At 70.1% G+C, this 17,529-nt stretch carries 21 protein-coding genes; all 21 read right to left on the reverse strand.

The features are described from left to right. Positions 1–1,272 carry a hypothetical protein gene (locus tag IPM43_01780; GenBank protein QQS25146.1) on the reverse strand — a complete coding sequence of 424 codons (1,272 nt, stop codon included), beginning with the start codon at positions 1,270–1,272 and terminating at the stop codon, positions 1–3. A 1-nt stretch (position 1,273) separates the two neighbouring features. Next, positions 1,274–1,654 carry a hypothetical protein gene (locus IPM43_01785; protein QQS25147.1) on the reverse strand — a complete coding sequence of 127 codons (381 nt, stop codon included), beginning with the start codon at positions 1,652–1,654 and terminating at the stop codon, positions 1,274–1,276. Beyond that, positions 1,654–4,410, reverse strand: coding sequence for a hypothetical protein (locus tag IPM43_01790; protein ID QQS25148.1), 2,757 nt, complete (start codon positions 4,408–4,410; stop codon positions 1,654–1,656). Before IPM43_01790 ends, IPM43_01785 begins: the two co-directional genes overlap by 1 nt. A gap of 205 nt (positions 4,411–4,615) precedes the next feature. After that, complete coding sequence (locus tag IPM43_01795; protein QQS25149.1) at positions 4,616–4,783, reverse strand: hypothetical protein; 168 nt, start codon at positions 4,781–4,783, stop codon at positions 4,616–4,618. After that, positions 4,783–5,193 carry a hypothetical protein gene (locus tag IPM43_01800; protein QQS25150.1) on the reverse strand — a complete coding sequence of 137 codons (411 nt, stop codon included), beginning with the start codon at positions 5,191–5,193 and terminating at the stop codon, positions 4,783–4,785. The genes IPM43_01795 and IPM43_01800 overlap by 1 nt, the downstream gene beginning before the upstream one ends. A gap of 13 nt (positions 5,194–5,206) precedes the next feature. Beyond that, on the reverse strand, positions 5,207–5,761 hold the full coding sequence (locus IPM43_01805; GenBank protein ID QQS25151.1) for a hypothetical protein: 555 nt from the start codon (positions 5,759–5,761) through the stop codon (positions 5,207–5,209). Between the two features lie 11 nt (positions 5,762–5,772). Continuing rightward, positions 5,773–6,204 carry a DUF3168 domain-containing protein gene (locus IPM43_01810; protein ID QQS25152.1) on the reverse strand — a complete coding sequence of 144 codons (432 nt, stop codon included), beginning with the start codon at positions 6,202–6,204 and terminating at the stop codon, positions 5,773–5,775. Further along, complete coding sequence (locus IPM43_01815) at positions 6,201–6,584, reverse strand: HK97 gp10 family phage protein (protein ID QQS25153.1); 384 nt, start codon at positions 6,582–6,584, stop codon at positions 6,201–6,203. Before IPM43_01815 ends, IPM43_01810 begins: the two co-directional genes overlap by 4 nt. Further along, positions 6,584–6,913, reverse strand: coding sequence for a hypothetical protein (locus IPM43_01820; protein QQS25154.1), 330 nt, complete (start codon positions 6,911–6,913; stop codon positions 6,584–6,586). The genes IPM43_01815 and IPM43_01820 overlap by 1 nt, the downstream gene beginning before the upstream one ends. Continuing rightward, a complete protein-coding gene (locus tag IPM43_01825) occupies positions 6,913–7,452 on the reverse strand; it encodes a hypothetical protein (protein QQS25155.1) in 540 nt (179 codons plus the stop codon). The genes IPM43_01820 and IPM43_01825 overlap by 1 nt, the downstream gene beginning before the upstream one ends. 262 nt (positions 7,453–7,714) lie before the next feature. Further along, the gene (locus IPM43_01830; protein QQS25156.1) at positions 7,715–8,953 is read right to left on the reverse strand and encodes a phage major capsid protein; all 1,239 of its coding nucleotides are present in this window, start codon (positions 8,951–8,953) and stop codon (positions 7,715–7,717) included. Between the two features lie 400 nt (positions 8,954–9,353). Beyond that, positions 9,354–9,608 (reverse strand): hypothetical protein, encoded by a 255-nt coding sequence (locus tag IPM43_01835; GenBank protein QQS25157.1) that lies wholly within the window; start codon positions 9,606–9,608, stop codon positions 9,354–9,356. 29 nt (positions 9,609–9,637) lie between these two features. Further along, complete coding sequence (locus IPM43_01840) at positions 9,638–10,540, reverse strand: NAD-dependent epimerase/dehydratase family protein (protein ID QQS25158.1); 903 nt, start codon at positions 10,538–10,540, stop codon at positions 9,638–9,640. Then, a complete protein-coding gene (locus tag IPM43_01845) occupies positions 10,537–11,235 on the reverse strand; it encodes a hypothetical protein (protein QQS25159.1) in 699 nt (232 codons plus the stop codon). Before IPM43_01845 ends, IPM43_01840 begins: the two co-directional genes overlap by 4 nt. A gap of 30 nt (positions 11,236–11,265) precedes the next feature. Then, positions 11,266–12,330: a glycosyltransferase gene (locus IPM43_01850; protein QQS25160.1), complete on the reverse strand. Its 1,065-nt coding sequence runs from the start codon at positions 12,328–12,330 to the stop codon at positions 11,266–11,268. After that, entirely contained in the window at positions 12,327–12,995 is a 669-nt protein-coding gene (locus tag IPM43_01855; GenBank protein ID QQS25161.1) for an HK97 family phage prohead protease, read from the reverse strand. The genes IPM43_01850 and IPM43_01855 overlap by 4 nt, the downstream gene beginning before the upstream one ends. Continuing rightward, positions 12,992–15,301: a phage portal protein gene (locus IPM43_01860; GenBank protein ID QQS25162.1), complete on the reverse strand. Its 2,310-nt coding sequence runs from the start codon at positions 15,299–15,301 to the stop codon at positions 12,992–12,994. Before IPM43_01860 ends, IPM43_01855 begins: the two co-directional genes overlap by 4 nt. Next, positions 15,298–16,605 carry a DNA-packaging protein gene (locus IPM43_01865; GenBank protein QQS25163.1) on the reverse strand — a complete coding sequence of 436 codons (1,308 nt, stop codon included), beginning with the start codon at positions 16,603–16,605 and terminating at the stop codon, positions 15,298–15,300. Before IPM43_01865 ends, IPM43_01860 begins: the two co-directional genes overlap by 4 nt. After that, on the reverse strand, positions 16,602–17,057 hold the full coding sequence (locus IPM43_01870; GenBank protein QQS25164.1) for a hypothetical protein: 456 nt from the start codon (positions 17,055–17,057) through the stop codon (positions 16,602–16,604). The genes IPM43_01865 and IPM43_01870 overlap by 4 nt, the downstream gene beginning before the upstream one ends. A 33-nt stretch (positions 17,058–17,090) precedes the next feature. Continuing rightward, complete coding sequence (locus IPM43_01875; protein ID QQS25165.1) at positions 17,091–17,285, reverse strand: hypothetical protein; 195 nt, start codon at positions 17,283–17,285, stop codon at positions 17,091–17,093. Further along, positions 17,282–17,512 carry a hypothetical protein gene (locus tag IPM43_01880; protein ID QQS25166.1) on the reverse strand — a complete coding sequence of 77 codons (231 nt, stop codon included), beginning with the start codon at positions 17,510–17,512 and terminating at the stop codon, positions 17,282–17,284. Before IPM43_01880 ends, IPM43_01875 begins: the two co-directional genes overlap by 4 nt. Between the last annotated feature and the right edge of the window lie 17 nt (positions 17,513–17,529).

A 17,529-nucleotide genomic window follows, 5' to 3' on the forward strand; every position in this document is an offset into this window, starting at 1 on the left:
TCAGCTCACCTTCACTGCCGAGTAACCGCTGCCGCGGGGCACCAGGAGCACGATGTCCCCGTTCGCCAGCGTGGCCGTCGACTTGTTCGTCCTCAGGTTTGCGACGTCGCCGGCCGGGCGCACCGTCCCAGTTGTGGCATCCACGACCTCACCCCAGGTGATTCGGGGCCGCTCACGTTCGGGCAGCGTCGGCAGCCACCCGGCGACGAGCTCCAGGTCGTGCGACTCGACGCCGAGTCGCCACCGCACCACGGTCATCGTGGCATCGACCGGGACCGCAGCGTCGACGTAGCGGACCGGGGTGGCGTGCCACAGGCCGGGCAACGGCGACGCCACTGCCCGAATAACCATCGTCTGCGCCCTGTCGGCGGCGACGATGGCGTCACCGAGCGCCTGGAGGGCCGTCTGGTCGGCGACTGCCAGGCGCACCACCTTGCGCACCACCCGGCCACCACGCTCGGAGATCGACGACGGCCCGTCAAATGCATTGGCCACGACGTACAGGCCGGCACCCTCAACCGGGGCATCACCGGCAGGCGCCTCGGCCACGAACGTCCACTGGTTCGGAGACGACCACATGTCATGGACGACGGTGCGATCCTCACCCACCACCGGCACATCGGCGTCGGCGTCAATGGTCAAAACCGGCGTGCGAGTGGCAACGACGGGCACCGGGTCCGACCGAAAGGTCCCGTCCCGGTCACACCACAACGGCTCGTAACCGACCTGGGCGAGCAGGTCGTTCACGATCCTGAGCACCGTGTTCGACTCGTCCAACGGCCACGACCACTCGGTGCACGCCGTCAACACCGATACCGGCGACAGGTTCACCGTGGCGCCCGGCACTTGGGCGACGATGAGGTCCGCCACCTTTGTCAGCACATAATCGGACGTGGTGACCTGCATTGCTGCGCCGGCCGGAGTGTCAAGCACCGCCGTCAGGTCCGACCCCTGCACCTGCCAAGTGGGCGGCGTCTCGGCGATCACCCGCTCCGGCGTGTCGAGCACGAAGACACCCAGGTCCCATGACTCCGAGGCGCCGGTGGCATCGGTGACCGTGACGTTCGGGCGCACCCGGGCGGTACCCCAGTCGAGCTCGCGAGTAACGGCGAACGACACCGTGGCGCCGATGGTGCGCTCGGCATCCATGTCGACCGACAACGATTCGGCGACCAGGTCGTCGTCGAGCGACATCACCCACGCCCCAGTCGAGTCGAGCAGGTCCAAGCCGTAGTCGACCTGCAGCCACGGGGAGCCGTAGTCGACCGCCACCTCACACCACCTCCGACCAGGTGATCGAGGTGAACGTGAACGCGACGTCACGCATCACCTGCACCGCCCGCTCCGGGGTGCCCTGCACGTCGGAGATCAGCCCCCACTCCCGGAACCCGCGGCCATCGCGCATCAGCACCGCCACCCCAGCGAACGTGGTCTTAAGGGTCCGCCAGTCGGCGATCGCCACCTTCGGCGCCCCCACGGTGACGCTGACCGTCGAACCCGGACGGCTGATTATCCGCTTCACCCCGCCAGCGAAGCGGCGCACCTCGGCGGAGACAGTGAACGACTCCGGCCAGGTGGCCTGGCGGATCGTCAAGTGCGTGTCGGGGTCGCTGGCCAGGTTGAGCCAAATGCGGTCGAGGGTGACGGTCGCCATCAGCGGGCCCTCTCCATCCGGCGCATCTCCCGGGCGAACGCCCGGGCTGCAGCCTCACCGAACTCGACCGGATCCAAAGTGCCAACGCCTTGACGGTGAGTGGGCAGGATCGTCTCACCGCCGTGGACGAGCGCCACCTGGCGGGACCCGATCGGGCCGGGAACGACACCGCCGGCATCGAAGCCGGATTTGGCCCATGCCGCTTCAATGCCGGCCAGGTCATCCCATGTGCGCTGGTAGGAGCCGGCGAAGTAGCGCAGCCAGTCGAGGCCCTTGCCGCCGTTGACCTTCTTGGCGAGCTTGGCGGCGGCGACGATGGCGGCCGCCAGTTCGCCGTCGGACGCTCCAGACTCGTCGAGCTGGCGGACACGGGCAATCGCAGCGTCTAGCTGGTTGCGGGCGTCGAGCTGCTCCTCAGCGGTCGACGACGGCGCGTCCGGGTTGGCGGCGTTAGCCTCGTCAAGCTCGCCCTGTGCGGCCTTGAGGTCCTTGTACGCCTGAATCAGCGCACGGACCTGCCCCTCGGTCAGGCCGGCAGCGGCCCCGAGGGCGGCGAACGTCGCCTCCCCCTCGGGGCCCTGGTCGATCAGGTCCTGCGACGACTCGAGCAGGTCCAAGTTGGCGTCGCGGACCCGGCGCTCGGCGTCCTCGACCCGCTCCTGGGCGTCGGCGAGATCCTCCTGCGCCTCGGTGTAGTCCTCGGTGCCCGGCGTCGCCCCGGCTAGCGCACGCTGGGCGTCGACGAGACGACGCCGGGCATCAGCGAGCGTATCGTTGGCGTCGCTGACGCCCTCCTGGAGCCGCTCCTGGTGCCGCTCGTCGTCGATCGAGTCCCACAGACCGTCGAAGATTGACTTGGCACCATCAACGAGATCCTCGGCTTCCTCGATGGACGAGGTGACGAGGTCTGCCATCGCCTGCCGCACGGTCGGTGCGCCCGCTTCGATGCCGACGGCGATGCCCTCGGCCAGCGGCTCGCCGATCCGTTCGGCCGACTCCTTCGATGGTGACCGAATCCGGGCCACGTTCACGCCACGGTCGAGCAGGCGGCGCACGACTGCTGCCATCTCGTTCTCGGCGATGATCCTGTTCACCCGGATGCCGGCGGCGATGCCGTCCATCAACCCTTTACCGATCGCCTGGCCGGCAGGCTCGGCCTGATGCATCTGGGCTTCCAACGTGGCGACGATCCCGTCGAGCGCCTGGGCGACCGGAGATCCAGGAGCGATGTTCTGCGACAGCTCGCGGATCTTGTCGATGTAAAGCTGGATGCCATCCTTGGTGTCGAGCGACGCCCCGGTCATCTCCACCTGAGCGGCGGCGGCGTCCAAGATCGAGTCCCGAGTGGATTCCAGCTCGTCACGCAGCTCGCCGGCCGTCATTTTGGCATCGTCTGACGCCGCCGCCTGCTCGGCGAGCGAGGCGTTGTATTCGCTCACCGCTTCGGTGGCGGCGAACATCGCATCCTCGGCGCTGACCAAGGCGGCGACGCTGTCGACGATCGCGGTGTAGATGTCCCGCTGCGCCTGCTCCTGCCCCTCAATCGCCTGGGTCAGCTCGTCAGCGGCATGAGCAGCCTCAGCCGAGGTGAGCCCGTACTTGACGGTGGCATCGGTGACGCTGCCGAGCTGGCCACCAAGGTCCTCCGCAGCGCCTTGCGTGCCCGCCATCGTCGCCTCGTACTGCTGCTGCGCTGCGGCGTTGCTGCCGACGATCTCGCGCAGCAGCTCCAGCGTGATGCCAGTCTCCTCCAGCCCGGCCCGGAACGCGGCATCCGACTCGGCGAGCTCCAGCAGGCGGGCCTGCAGCTCAGCCGTAGGCGCAGTCATCTTCACCAGCTCCTCGGCCGAGTAGCCAGCAGCGTCGCCCAACGTGAAGATCTCGTCTGCGAAGCCTGGCTGGAACCTGCTGAGCGCGTCGACGCTGTCGAGGATGGACGCTTTGAACTCGTCGTCCATCATCGACGCCAGCTCTCGGATTTGCTTCTCGGCTTCCCCCGCGTGGAGCTCATAGAGGACCAACGCCCCCGTGAGCACCCCTAGGCCCGCTGCAGCCGTCTTCCCGGACACGCCTATCTTGCCCAGGACCCCCTCCAACGCCTTCGCCTGGGTCACCACTGCCCGGATCGGCCCCTGGAAGGCGATCAGTCCGGCCAGGGCCACCACGGCGGTCTGCACCGGTGCGGGCAGCTTGCCGAACACCCCCGCCAACGCCCCGGCGACTTCAACGACCCGGGTGTAGACGGGGAGCAGCACCTCACCGAACGACGCTGCAGCGTCCTCAGCGGACGCTGCGGCGATTGCCTGGGCGCCTGCCGCCGTGGTGGACTCGCGGGCGAATTGACCCTGCGCCCCCGCCGACCGCTCGGTGATGAGCGCCAACGTCGCCTGCGCCCGCCCGTTGGCGTCGAGCGCCCCCACACCGTCGTACAGGCCCAGCTCCAACGCCTTCTGCTTGACAGCCGCCTCGTTGAGGCTGATGCCGTAGCGCTCGATCGGGTCCCGCTCGCCGCGCAGGGCGGCGCCGAGCGCCTGCACCGCCGCCTCCGGCTTGCCGCCGAACGTGGCGGCCAGATCGGCGCCGAGCTGGGCGAGCTCGACCGACGTGGATGCCGCCTCTTCGGCGGTGAACCCCATGCCTTGCAGTAACGCCCCGATCTGGGCGGTCAGCTCGCGGGCGGCCGACGCCGAGATGCCGAACGACTGGGCGGACGTGTCGGCGAACTCCTTGACCGCCCGCCCAGCCGAGCCGAACACCGCCTCGGTTGCCCCGACCGCCTGCTGCAGCCGGTTGGCGGCGTTGATCGACTTGGCGACGCCGGCGGTGAAGGCGGCCGCAGCGAACGCCTGGGCGAACGCCCCGGCGACCTGCTGGCCGGCCGACTTGCCCTCCTTGGTCAGCTCGGAGCGGAACTTCTTGTAGTCGCCCTTGATCTCGACGTACGCCTCGGCAATCTTCATATCAACCCACCTCGAACCCCGCTGCCGCTACAGCGGACTGACGGCGGCGCTCGATTTCGACGCGGGCCGCCTCGTCGCCGAGCGCAGCGTCGATGCGCAGGCGCGACTCCTCGGTCACCCCGCCGACGAGGGTGTCGTAGATGAAGTCGAAGGCGCGCCAGGCAGGCATCAGCTCGACCGGGTTGTCCCAGCCGGCTCGGGCTTGGAGGTCCGCCCAGTGCTCCGCCGCCCACGCGAGGAGCGCGCGGGCGGCAACGTAGGGCGGGTGGTGATCTGCTCCGTGATCCAGGACGCCAGCTCGATGATGACCGGCGACTCGGTCGACGGGATGGTGAGCAGCACCCGGTCCCAAGACAACCGGTCCTTGTCGGGAAGCATCCGGCGGATGAACCTGGCGAGGATGCGGACCGACTGCTGCTCGTTGTCGGGTGTCGGCTCGGGGGCGTCCATCAGCTCGAACACGTCACCTAGCGACGGGTCGGGAAGCACGGTGAACCGCTCCCCGCCGAGGTCGAAGGTGATCGGGTCCCGCTCGACGTGGTAGGCCCGCCGAGCCGCATCGAAGCTTCGATGCGGCATCGCCCGGGCCCGGTCAGACTCGGCCGGACGAGTTGGGGAACACCTTGACGGCGGCGGTGGTGGAGTCCGGCTTGGCGCACGCCATCGTCACCGCGATGCCGGTCTTCTGTGGTGCCTTGCGGCGGGCCATCGCCACTGTGCCCTGCGGCTTGCACTGGCGGAACACCCAACGCCGGTTGGTGGCGTCTGGGGAGTCCGTCGAGTCCCACACGAGCATCACCGCGGTGAGCGAGTCGGGGAACTCGAACGACGAGGCGTCGTCGGCTCGAGCGGCGCCGGAGCCCATCGCCAAGGCGAGGCGGGCGGCAGTGGCCTCCACCATGGTGAACGTCACCGTGGTGGTGCGCTTCGTCATCAGCTGGTCGATCGGGTCCAGCTCCTCGGCGACCTCGATGTCCTCGACCGTCAAGTCGGTCGACACTTCGGTGCCTTCCTCGGTGTAGCCGATCACCTTCCACGCCGACGGCAACGCCGCCGAGCATGAGGTGGGTTCGGTGGTGCCGAGGGGGGCGTAGTAGAGCCGGCCCGGACCGAGGGTCACGTTGCCGGGGGTGCCACCTGCTGCCATTGCTGCTCCTCCTACGAAGCGATTGCCGTCACCTCTGCGGTGACGGAGTAACGAGGTCGGTCGTTGTCGGGATCTGGCGCCCAGACGACGCTCTCGACGGTGATGCCGAAGGCGTCGACCCCGCTGGTGAGAGTGGTGCGTCCGTTCACTGCCTCTAATGCTGCACGCACGGTGTTGACCAGGTGTGTGGCGGTCACCTTCAACGGGTCGCCGTTGGCGTTCAGCGACCCCCAGCAGTCGACCTGCAGGAGCGCAACGTCCACCGGGGCGTCCGACAGGTCTGCCCCGCCGCCGACCCGCTGCACGGTCACCAGTGGGAACGACGTCTCGGTCGCCTTGCGAGGCACGCCGAAGAACACTCGGTTGCCGACCAGGGCGGACACACCCGAGTTGGCACGCAGGTAGGTGCGCAGACCGCCTTCGACGTCCGGCCAGGTGCTCACGGCTGCATCCCCCGCACCTTGGCGAGCGCCGGACGCAGGAACGGCCGGGGGCGCATCTTGGACGTGCCGAGCTCCAAGTGTTTGGCGTAGGTGACGTTGGTGCCGACCCTGGCGACAAGCACGGGGCCCTTGGCGCCGAGCTCGTGGGTGATCGACGAGCGCAGCCGGCCGGTGTCGACGGCGGGGGGCTGGCCGGGGGCGGACGCCCGGTGGGTCACCTTGCCCCGACGGTAGGTGCGCCCGGAGCCGCCCTTCATCGACTGCTTCGCCTCCCGGTCGATGCGCACGGCGACCTTCGTCAGGTACTTGCCGAGCGGGCCCTGCGGTGACTCGAACATCTGGCGCAGCCCGGCCTCGTCGAGCTTCACGTAGCCGGCCATCACGCCGCCCCGTCCACACGTCGCAAGCCGACCCGCTGGTGATCGAGACCGAATCCTCGGCGGCGCTGCACCCAGGTGGCCGTCCACGTCTCACCGGACGCCGGCTCGGTCACCCGGTCACCGTGGGCGAACATCACGTCGACGGGAGCGTGGAGCACGGCGTCGACGACCTCCTTGCCGCCGCCCACCTGCAGGTCACGTCCCGACGGGGAGCCGATGTGGGTGGCGCAGTTGGACACCACCTGCGACCAGGTCTGCGCCTCGTACGGGTCGTCGTCGCCGCCAGGGTCGGGGCGCTCCACGTCGACACGGGTCGTCCACAGGAGCATCACACGCTCCGGGTCACCCGGTAGCGGTAGGCGAGCGTGCGCCTCGACCAGCGGATGCCGGAGCGGTTCACCCCGGGGGCGCCACCTCGGAACGACACCGACACGTCGCCGAGCTGCACGCTTGTCGCACCGGCGGGGACGTCCAAGCCGGGGCCGGGGTGGATGAGCGCATGAGCCGCCCAGGCGAGGTCCTCCTCAATGCACACGGGCAGCCGGTTAGTGGCCGACGGGTCCGCCGAGGGCTCCACCCAACCACCGGTGTAGGTGACGGTGAAGGTGGTGGAGCCGAACATGCCGCCCTTGAGCGCCAGGCCGTCGACGGTGTAGTCGCCCGGGTCGGTGACCGGGACAGCGCGAGGCCACAGCTTGCCATCCCGGGTGGGGGTCAGCGCCTCCGTGCGCTCGGCGCTCTCCAGCGGGCGGTCGAGCACCTCTTCGAGCAGGTCGACGGCGTCCTCGATCCGTGCCGTCACCGTGGAAGCGGTGGTGGCCGTGTCGCCGGTGATCGCCCGATACCTGGCGACAGTGACGAGGCTCACAGCCGCGACCGGTCCTCGGTCAGATGTCGGGCCCGGTCCTCGACGAGATATCGGGACCGTGGCTCACCGCGACGACGCCCCCGCACCGGCTCCGACTCAAGTTTGGGTTGGGGTTCAGCCACGATCACCTCGGCGGGTAGGAACGGGTACCGGTCGTGAGCAGGGGGGGGCGTGAACGGCTCCCGGCAGGGGCCACCGCAGACGTCGCACTCCCCTGGCGTGGCAGCTGGGAAGTGCGACGTCATGGCGGCCCCAGGGGGGATCAGCTGGTCGGGACGGTCGCCTTCACGACGAGGTCCGGTCGATGCCAGGCGATGCCGATTCGCTTCTCAGCCAGCACCACAACCAGGTTGCGGGTGAAGTAGTCCGAGTGCTGGTCGCCGACCCGGACGGTGGTCTGCTGTCGATCGAACAGCGTGGACGCGATGCGGAAGTCACCGACGTACGCCTTACCGGACGCCACGGCACGGGTACGCACGGCGGGCAGGCCCCAGGTGATGCCGGCTTCCGCCGAGGGGGCGTTACCACCGCCGGCGTTGTCCTGCTGGGTCGACCAGCGCTTGATGACCGCCGCCCAGTAGTCGAGTGGGTTGGCCAACACAGCGTTCGGCTCGCCGTACATGTTCTCGACCTTGGCGATGGAGTTGCCGATGATGCCGGGAAAATCGCCGGTCGGGGTCGACTGGGTCTGTGTCCCCGACACCGTTTCGACGCCGGTGATCTCCGGCGACGTGCCGGTCCCGTTGATGATCTGGTCGTCTTCCTTGATGGACAGCATGTACGACAGCCGCGTATCGATGTAGCCGCGCAGCGTCGGGGCGTCGGTGAGGATCTCGTCGGTCGCCGGGACCCAGGCGGTGATCTTCTCGATGATCGCCGAGTGGGTCTCGAACTGCATCGTCGCCTCGGTCTTGGCCGAGCCCTCCGACGTCATCCCGGCACCCGACTCGCTGGTGATCGGGGCCAGCTCACGCACGTAGGGCACGACCCGCAACCCGGTCGGCTGGACGCTCATCACGTCCCGCAGGAAGGTACGCCGGCGGGGTGCGGTGGCGGGCACGTACATCGGCGAGCCGGCGGCGAGGAAGCCGTCGGCGCCCGTGTCGTACGCGCCGGCGGAGAACCCGCCGAGCAGGTTGCGGACCTCGGTAACGAACGGGCCGCCGGCCCGGCCGCGGGTCGCCCACTGGGCGTAGGCGTCGCCGTCGGTCACCTGGGCGCCCATGGAACGCCGGTCGTTGGTGAGGTCGATCTCACCGGTGCGGGGGCCACGGGCCTCCGACTCGATGCGGCCACGCTCGACGGAGGTGAACGCCTGTTCGATCACGTTGGCGGCGTGGATGAAGTCGATCACCGACTTGGCGTCGGCGTCGAACGTGTCGCCACGGGCGTCGGCCGGCTTGGAGCGCAGCTCCAGCAGGGTCCGGGCCCCGTCGGCGAGGGCGCTGCGTACGTCTGACAGGGTGGCGTCGGGGCGCAGCTCGGGGAGCTTGATGCTCACAATGGGTCTCCTTGTGGGTGGGAGCGGTTGTTCACTCCACCGGCACAGAGCAGTCGGCCAGGCCCGGCGGTCGACGAACAGGGTGCGCAGACGGTGTTGACCTACCGTCTCGGCCGCCACTGGGCGACGACGCGTGCCAGCTCAGCGAGCGTGATCCGCCCGGCGTGGTACTCGAGCACCGCCTTGCGGATCACCTCGGCCCGGGACATCGCCACTCAGACTCTCACGGCGCCCTTGGGCTTGTGCCGTCGGCAGTAGCAAACCGCCAGCCAGGTGCCGCCGAACCCGTCCTCAGCAGCCTCGACGTTGGAGCGGACCTCCCACACGTCCCCGTGACGCAGCTGGCGGTCACACACCCGGCAGTGGTCGGGGGTGAGGTTCCGGGGGCGACGCCACCACCTCATCGGCGCACCACTGGTCGGACCGCCCGGGCGACCTCGCCACGGGTCGCCGGCTCCTCCACCGGCATCGCCCGCAGATCGGTGAGCATCTCCACCTCGTCGAGCACCGCCTGGAACGCTGCCTCGGCGCCTTTGCGGGTGAGCTTGCCGATCCGGTCGTAGGCGGCGACCGCCCACGGGAGCGACGTGGCGTGGCGCTTCACGGCGTCCGACACGAGCATCCGGTGCAGCTCGTCCGCCGAGTAGGCGTCCACCCCCTTGCGACCATCCGGTGACCTGCGACTCATGACAGCCCCTTCACTGCAGTGTTCACCCCGTCGGCGATGGTGACGACCGGGGGGAACACGCCCAACATCTTCGTCGGGTCCCCCACCCGGTAGCGGACCCCGGTGGGGTAGCCCTCCAGCACTCGCACCTCCGGCTCGTAGCCGACGACCGAGGCGGCCAGATGGGCGAGCTGGGAGAATGACGTGGCCACCCCGGTGCAGATGTTCAGCGGGCCGTCAACGCCCGCCTCGACGGCGGCTAGCGTGCAGGCGACCACGTCGTCGACGTGGACGAAGTCCCGCACCGTGTCCGACCACACGTCCAACGGATCCTCGCGGGCGACAGCGCGGGCGAGGATCGACGGGAACGGGTAGTCGAGCGCCTGGTCGCCGCCGTAGCCGGAGAACGGGCGCAGCACCGTCACCGCCAACCCCTGCTCACGAGCGTGAACAGCGAGTAGTTCGCCGGTCAGCTTCACCCAGCCGTACGTCTGGTCGGGCCGGCCCAAATGATGACCGGCGCCCAGGTCGATGTCGTCCTCGAGCAGCGCCGCTATCGCGTCGTCGGTCTGCAACCACGTCGGATAGGCGGCTGCAGATGAGAAATAGACGACCCGGCCGGGCCGGGTGCGTAGCGCCCATCGCCACATCTCGGCGTCGATCGACAGGTCCTCGGCGGCGAGCTGCAGCGGCGAACCGTCGATCATTGCCCGCCCGCCGACAACGGCGGCGCAGTGGACGACCAGGTCGAACCGGCGGTCGTCCAGTCGGAAGAAGTGCCGCACGTCCGACACGGAGGCGACCGTGCAGTCGGCGGAGAGCGCCAGGTCGATGCCGTGCACGTCCCACCCGCGATCCCGCAACGCCCGCACCGTGTGGCGGCCGACGAACCCGGCCGAGCCGGTGACGAGGGCGATCACCGGACCACCGTCGTGTCCAGCCCGCGGGCCTCGTAGTCGCCGATCGCCTCCGGGTAGTGCCGGGCACGCACGTCCAGGCGCACCAGCGTGTCCACACCGAGCAGGTGTTGAGCGTCGTGGTGGTAGCAGGGGTCGTCGGACATGCCGTCGTCGAGGTCCCAGCGCCAGCGGATGCGCCGGAACACGTCTCGGGCGATGAAGACGCAGGCGGCCGACGCCATCGCCCGCTCCACCGGGAACGGATACCCGGCCACATGGTCGCCGCGCAGCCCGTAGGTGTTGATGTACGGGGCGACCAGCGGGTGGTTCATCTCCAACATGCGAGGGATCACGTCCGACGGTGGAGCGCAGTCGGCGGCGCAGAACAGCAGGTGGGACACCGACGGGTCCGACTGGGCTCGTTCCACCACCAGGTTCTGTCCGAATGTGATGTGACGCCACCGATTGGTCATCGTCACTCGGTCGCGCCCGTCGTCGAGCGTGTACGTCCAGTGCTCCCCGCCGAGGTCGTCGAGCCGGGCGAGCAGCGGAACGAACGGGTCGATGCCCCGCCCGTCGAGCTGGATGGCGGCGAAGAAGTGCACGTCGCCGTCGTAGAACTGGCGGATGCGCTCGGCGTGCATCAGCCACGCCGACCAGGTGTCGTGGTGGCTCATCGCCATCGCTGCCAACGTGGTGCCGACGAGCACTGTCACAACATCACCTCGGTTGTTGCTGCCACCCGATCATGCTGCGCAGACGGTGTTGACTGGGGTTGTCCAGGCGTCCCACCAGCGGCCGCAGTTGGCCTCGATCGTCAACCCGGCGGCCACCTCGCGTGCCCGGCCGGCCAGATCGAGCCGCCAGTCGGTGTCACCGACCAGGCGCTTCACCAGGCCCTCCCACTCGCGGGGGCGTTCGGCGAGCAGCCCGGCCCCCCGCTCGACCAGGGCCCGGTACGGCCCGGTCGGTGAGGCGACGAACGGCACCCCCACTGCCGACAGCTCCAGCCCCTTCAGCCACGACTTCGCCTCGTTGAAGGGGGTCAGCTCCAACGGGACTACCCCGAGGTTGAGCTGGGCGAGCGCCGTCGGGTACTGCTCGATCGGCACCCAGCCGCACGCCAACGGCGGCTCGGGCAGCCCCAACGCCCTCTGCACGCCCCTGCCGGTGCCGATCACGGCGAAGCGGGCCCCGGTGCGGGCCACCGCCCGCCCAACACCGCCGCCGGTCGCCTGCAGGTCGTCCGGGTGGGTCATGATCGACCCCGACCAGCCGACGAACACGCCGTCGTGCGGGGTGCCGGTGATGCCCAGGTAGTGCTCGGGGATGCAATTCTCGACCACGACGGCCCGGCCGTGGCGCCCGTAGTGGGCCGCCAGGGCGGGGGTGGACGCCACCACCAGGTCGGCCAGCTCGCACGCCCGACGCAGGTGCAGCCAGTTGCGACGGGGCGACGTGCGGGGATGCAGCGCCTTCCACGACACGTTGCGGGGGGAAATGGCGTCGAAGGCGTCGTCGATCTCCACGACCACCCGCACCCCTTGGGCCTGCAGCATCGGGATCGCCTCGACCAGCGTGTCGGTGAGCGGGCGTTGCAGCACCACCACGTCGGCATCGGGGGCGACCACGTCGACTAGGCGTCGGTCGTCGCCGTCACCGATCCACGCCGCCTGGATCTGGCGGTCGTCGTCGACGTCGGGGCGCACCAACACCACGTCGGCACCCTGGGCGGCGAGCGCCTCGGCCGGCCAGATCACCCGGTAGTACCCGCACCCGCCGAGGTCGGCGGGGAAGACGGCAACTCTCACCGGCTGCGTCCCAGCGACGCCAACGCTGCATCGATCTCGGCGTCGATCGCGACCGGCGGCTCCGGCTCCGGCTCCGGCTCCGGCTCCGGCAGCTCGGCAACGCCGCCGGCGAGCAGGCCGAGCGCGGCCTTCGCCTCGGCGTCGGACAGCTCACCGGCGGCCTTGCGCTTGGCGATCGCCACCAGGGCGTCCAGGTCGACCGCACCCCCGGCCGAGCGTACGGACAGCACCTCGGCGCCCGGCACCGCCCCGCGGAGCACCACCGACACCTCGTCGAGGTCACCGCGGATGATGTCGACCACCCCGTCGTCGCCGGTGCGTTCCTCCAGGCGTAAGAACCCGACCGACACCGAGTCGAGCGTCCCGTCGGCCAGCTGCACCATCGCCTGGCGGGCCCTGGGCACCGCCTCCGGGTCGGACAGGCGAGCGGTGATGTACAGCCCGTCGTCGCGCTCATCCCAGCTGGTGGCACGCCCGATCGGCTCGGACCAGTCGTGCGACCAGGCGATGACCGGCAGGCGGCGAGCCAGCGAGGCGTTGAACACCCCCTTGATGAAACGAGTGTTGTAGTCGTCGACTACGTCGTAGGTGACGGCCCGGGCGGTGAACGTGCGGCCGTCGCCGTCGACGGCGGCCACGGGGGCGGCGCGATGCTCGCGGTTCATGCTGCAACCTCCTGTGCGGCCCGGCGGAAGCCGAGCTCGTCGAACTCTCCTGGGATGACCAGGCTGAGCAGGGCCCGTGCGGCCCGATCAGGCACCCGGGCCGGGACCCGCCCGACCATCTCGGCCATCTCCTCGGGGGTGAGAAACGCCACCGCGCACCGGCAGTTGACCGTCTGCGACGCCGGGAGAGCCGGGTCGCCCGGGTAGGCGGCCGAATAGCCCGCGACGACGAACGGGGCGCCGGCGGTGACGATCTGGCCGTCGGCGGAGGCGTGGGCGTCGCGGGTGCGGGTGTCGCGGGTGGCGATCCACTCCTGGCCGGCGACCACGTCACGGGGCAGCTGGGAGGCGCCGAGGACGGCGGCGCCGTTGTAGGCGGAGATCACCTCGGTGCGGGCGATGGTGCGTGCACGATGCTCGGACGCCTGGGAGAACACGTTGATCACCCGGTCGGACAGCTCGTCGATCGACTCGCCGAGCCCCACCCCGTCGGACAGCTCGTCACGGAGCTGGTCGTAGGTGGTCTGCGTGACCTGCCCGGCGAGCTGAGCGGCCCGGACTTGGATGAAGTCCTCGACCCAGGCGGCGTGCACGTCGAACGCCACCTCGAACAGGGCGACCAGCCGGTCGAGGCCGGCACCGGCGGCCGCCTCGAACAGCCCGACCGCCATCTCGTTGGTTTCGACGAACCAGAAGTCGGGCGAGAAGATGTTCTCCGGCTCGATCGGGTCGCCCGGCGCGCGGGTTTCGGCACCGACGGGGAGGCCGTCGGTGCCGTAGCCGAGCGCCTGTCGGCCACGCTTGCCGCGCAGGCGGGTCAAGGTGGCGTCCCGCTGCCGGTCGAAGAACCGGCGCCATGCCCGCTCCCAGCGGGTCTCGACGGTCTGTGCGGCGGCGTCGGTGGCTCGCCAGATCCGGGCCCGGCGGGCCTCCACCTGCTCGGGGTCGATGCCACGGTGCTCGGGGGCGGCGGGCAGGGCACGAGGTTCCGGCGCCGGCTCCAGCTCCGGCTCCGGCTCTGGCTTGGGGGCGGGGGTGTTGTCGGGCAGGGTGGCGTCGGGGACGCTCGTCGCCGGCTGCAGCGGCCGGTCGCCCCACTCGACGGGCTTCAGCGACAGGTCACCGCGTACCTCGTTTGGCAGCAGCACGCCCCGGTCGAGCAGGGCCGGCAGGTCGCCGCCGCCAATCGTGAACATGCGCCGCTGCAGCGCCCGTACGCCCCGCAGGTCGAACCAGACGACCTCGTCGCCGAGGCGGGGGGCGAGCTGCATGTTGATGTCGTCCTGCAGGTCGACCAGGTCGGGCAGGATCGTCTCCTCGTAGAACGCCCGGTCCTCCACCTCGGCGTTGTCGAACGTGCGCCCGGAGGCGTCCAGCTTCGACCAGGGGACGCCGAGCGACATCGCCACCTCGAGCATCGCTTCCTTGCGGGCCTCGACGAGGCGGGCGTCCTTGGCGGACAGGCCGAGCACCTTCACGTCGATCGAGTCGCCGACCGGGCCGTCGCCGTCGTCGCCGACCTCGTTGAGCGCCACCCGGCCGGCGTTCTCCGGCCCGCCGAACTCGGCCTGCCAGGCGGCGAGGAAACGCTGGCGGTGGTCGTCGTCGGGGAAGGCGGTGGTGGTGATGATCGCGGCGGGCACGGCGCCGTTGCGTAGGAAGCCGATGCCGTAGCGGTCGCAGAGCTGCACGAGCGACAAGTCGAACCGGGACGACTGCAGCGGCGATTCGGCTTGGCGGAAGTTCAGCCCCGACGGGGTCCAGCCGTAGAACACGAACCCGGGGACGAGGGAGACCGGGTCGTGGGCGGGGCCGTACTCGAACAGCCGGAACCACTCGGTCCCCTTGTGCGCCGGGGTGGCTCGCACCTGGGCGGATACCAGCGGCCAGAAGGCGACGGGGCGCCCGTCGGGGCGCTGGTTGTCAGTCTCGATCTCCCATGCCCGCCGGCCGGTGACGATCTCCTGGGCGACCGTCCAGCGGATGAGGCGGGTGGCGGACAGCTTGGGGGCCGGCCCGCCGGGTGGGGGGCCGAGCAGGCGGGCGATCGGGGCGTTGGGGCGGATCGTCGTGTGGTCCCCGAGGCGGGTGCCGGCGACCAGCGGGATGCTGGAGCAGGCGTTGGCTCGCAGCTGGACGCAGCGGTAGGCGACGACGTTGGCGAGCACACCGAGGCGCCACGCCTGCTCGGCGTCCCAATGCTCGACCTGTGGCAGGTCGGGGGCCGTCCAGCCGAGGGTGGCGGTGGCGGCCCGCGGGTCGCGAATGTTGGGTGGCAGGATGAGGCGGCGCTCGACGGCGGTCATGCTGCGACGGTCCCGACGATGCTGCGTCGACGAGTTTTCGCCTGCTCGACGGCGAGGTCGGTGACCGCCCACACGAGGGCGTCGAGCCGGTCGGGGGAGGATCCGGTGTCGGGTGTCCAGGTTGTCATCTGGTCTTCCAGGTCGGACAGGTCGGCACCCACCACGTGGTGCACCCGGCCCTGCTCGTAGAGCGCAGCGACCGGTTCGGCGCGCATCCGCTTGCCACGGCTGGCGTGCACCTGGCGGATGGGAACGGACGGCTCGATGGTGCGCAGCACGGTGCCCACAAGATCGCCGCCGTTGTTGACCTCGGCGACGATGCGGTCGGCGAGGACGTCGTCGTAGAGGGCGACGGCCCGTCGGGCCCAGTCGGCGGGGCTGGCGACGCAGGTGCGGTCGGCGAGAATGTACACGTGCCCGTCGACGCCGATGCCGGCGGCGACGATGCCGGTGGAGTCAGAGTTTTCGCCGGCGGTGACGGCCGGGTCGATCGCGACGACAACCCGGGTGAGCGGCGGGTGGGTGGCGACCCGGTGGCGGTCGATGAGGTCGACGGTCCACAGGGCGCCGGGGGTGTCGGTGAGCAGCTCGCCGAATAGCTCTTGGCGGCCGAGGCGGGTGTGTTCGTAGGTGGCTCGCAGTTCGGCGAGGGCAACGGCGGACAGGTTGTCGGCGTTGTCGAACGTGGATCCGCCCACCCAGCGGACCTCGTCGCCACGCTGGGAGCGTTCCCGCAGCCGGCGGACGGTGCGGGTGGGCTTGGGGGTGGTGGTGACGAACGTGCGGGGGTGGTCGCCGAGGCGGAGCCCGAACTGCAGCTGGTCCCAGGCGTCGTGGTAGCGCCAGGCGGCCAGTTCGTCCGCCCAGGCGCCATGATGCTGGGGTCCGCGGAGGCGGTTCGGCTCGTCGGCGGAGAAGCCTTTGATGCGGGCCCCGTTGGGCAGGTTCAGCTCGAGCAGGGTGCGGTTCCAGGCTTTGGCGACATCGAGGCCGGGGATGCGGCGGCGAACGACGGTGAGCAGGCCGGATTGGCCTTCGATGCAGGTGTCTCGCACGTCGGCGAAGGTGGGGGCGACGACCGCCCAACGGGTGCCGGGCTGGGTGACGGCCTGCTCGGCGAGCCATTCGGCGCCGGCTCGGGTCTTGCCGGCGCCCCGGCCGGCGACGTAGGCGTACACGAGCCAATCGGCGGCGCCCGGTTTCTGCTCCGATCGGCCTGTTGGGAACCAGGTGAGCAGCACCTTGGAGATCTCGGCCCATTCGGTGTCGGTCATGGAGCGGACGACGGTGAGCAGGTCGGTCATGCGCTGCGAACGAGCTGGAGGACGCGAGCAACTTCTGCTTCCCGCTCGGGGGTGCGCTCGACGTGTTCGGTGCGTGTGGTGACGCCGCCGGAGAGCAGCTGGGCTTTGTCGACGAGCACGGACAGCGAGCCGGAGAGGTTGCGGATCGACTGGTAGTCGCGTCGGGTGCCGGTTTCGAGCTCGGCGTCGATGCGGTCGGCGATCTTGGCCGCTAGGTCGCCGATGCGGTTGCCGAGGTCGACCCGTCGTTCGGCGAAGGCGACCCGCTTGGCGGCGACGGCTTTCTGGCGACCGACGAACTCCTCGGGCCCCTTGAGCCCAGCGCGAGACGCCCAGGAGCAGACGGTCCCGAAGGGGATGCCGGAGATGCGCGCCGCTTCGGCTTGGCCGAGCGATGCGACGAGCTGCAAGGCTTCGGCCTTCTGCTCGGGCAAATACCGGGTTCGTGGCATGCACTTGCAAGTGTTGCAACGGGTGTTGACGAGTTATCGGTCGTGCCACGTGTTCCCCCAGATGGTGGCGGGGTGCAGGCCGAGGCGGGTGGCGTAGGCGTCGGCTTGCCGGTCGGTGAGGGGGCGGCAGAGCAGTGCTGGGTCGATGGCGAGGCGTCGGGCGAGGGGGCGCACGCCGAGGCTGGTGGCGTGGAGGAGTGCTTGGGGGTTCCAGGTGCGTGTGGTCATGGCTGTGGGATGCGGAACAGGGCGGCCGGTTGGTGGCCGTTGGGGAGTTTGTTGGGTGTGATCTGTTCGATGACGCCCTCACGGGCAGCGAGTCGGAGCATCTCTCGTTTCCAGGGTCGTCGTGAGCCGCCGTGGGTGGCGACGAGTTCGCTGGAGGTGTGCCAGTTGCCGTCAGCGAGGACGTCGAGCATGTGTTGCCAGGCGGTGAGCGAGGTGGTGTTCAGCATGCCGGTGTCGAATGGGG

The sequence above is a fragment of the Actinomycetota bacterium genome, from assembly GCA_016700055.1.
GTDB lineage: Bacteria > Actinomycetota > Acidimicrobiia > Acidimicrobiales > Ilumatobacteraceae > Kalu-18.

Coding starts and splice junctions, on each gene's coding strand:
- IPM43_01820 (QQS25154.1), bottom strand. CDS start 6,913: ATGCTCCTGTGGACGACCCGTGTCGACGTGGAGCGCCCCGACCCTGGC.
- IPM43_01785 (QQS25147.1), bottom strand. CDS start 1,654: ATGGCGACCGTCACCCTCGACCGCATTTGGCTCAACCTGGCCAGCGAC.
- IPM43_01815 (QQS25153.1), bottom strand. CDS start 6,584: ATGGCCGGCTACGTGAAGCTCGACGAGGCCGGGCTGCGCCAGATGTTC.
- IPM43_01875 (QQS25165.1), bottom strand. CDS start 17,285: ATGACCACACGCACCTGGAACCCCCAAGCACTCCTCCACGCCACCAGC.
- IPM43_01865 (QQS25163.1), bottom strand. CDS start 16,605: ATGACCGACCTGCTCACCGTCGTCCGCTCCATGACCGACACCGAATGG.
- IPM43_01795 (QQS25149.1), bottom strand. CDS start 4,783: ATGCCTGCCTGGCGCGCCTTCGACTTCATCTACGACACCCTCGTCGGC.
- IPM43_01855 (QQS25161.1), bottom strand. CDS start 12,995: ATGAACCGCGAGCATCGCGCCGCCCCCGTGGCCGCCGTCGACGGCGAC.
- IPM43_01880 (QQS25166.1), bottom strand. CDS start 17,512: ATGCTGAACACCACCTCGCTCACCGCCTGGCAACACATGCTCGACGTC.
- IPM43_01800 (QQS25150.1), bottom strand. CDS start 5,193: ATGCCGCATCGAAGCTTCGATGCGGCTCGGCGGGCCTACCACGTCGAG.
- IPM43_01805 (QQS25151.1), bottom strand. CDS start 5,761: ATGGCAGCAGGTGGCACCCCCGGCAACGTGACCCTCGGTCCGGGCCGG.
- IPM43_01870 (QQS25164.1), bottom strand. CDS start 17,057: ATGCCACGAACCCGGTATTTGCCCGAGCAGAAGGCCGAAGCCTTGCAG.
- IPM43_01860 (QQS25162.1), bottom strand. CDS start 15,301: ATGACCGCCGTCGAGCGCCGCCTCATCCTGCCACCCAACATTCGCGAC.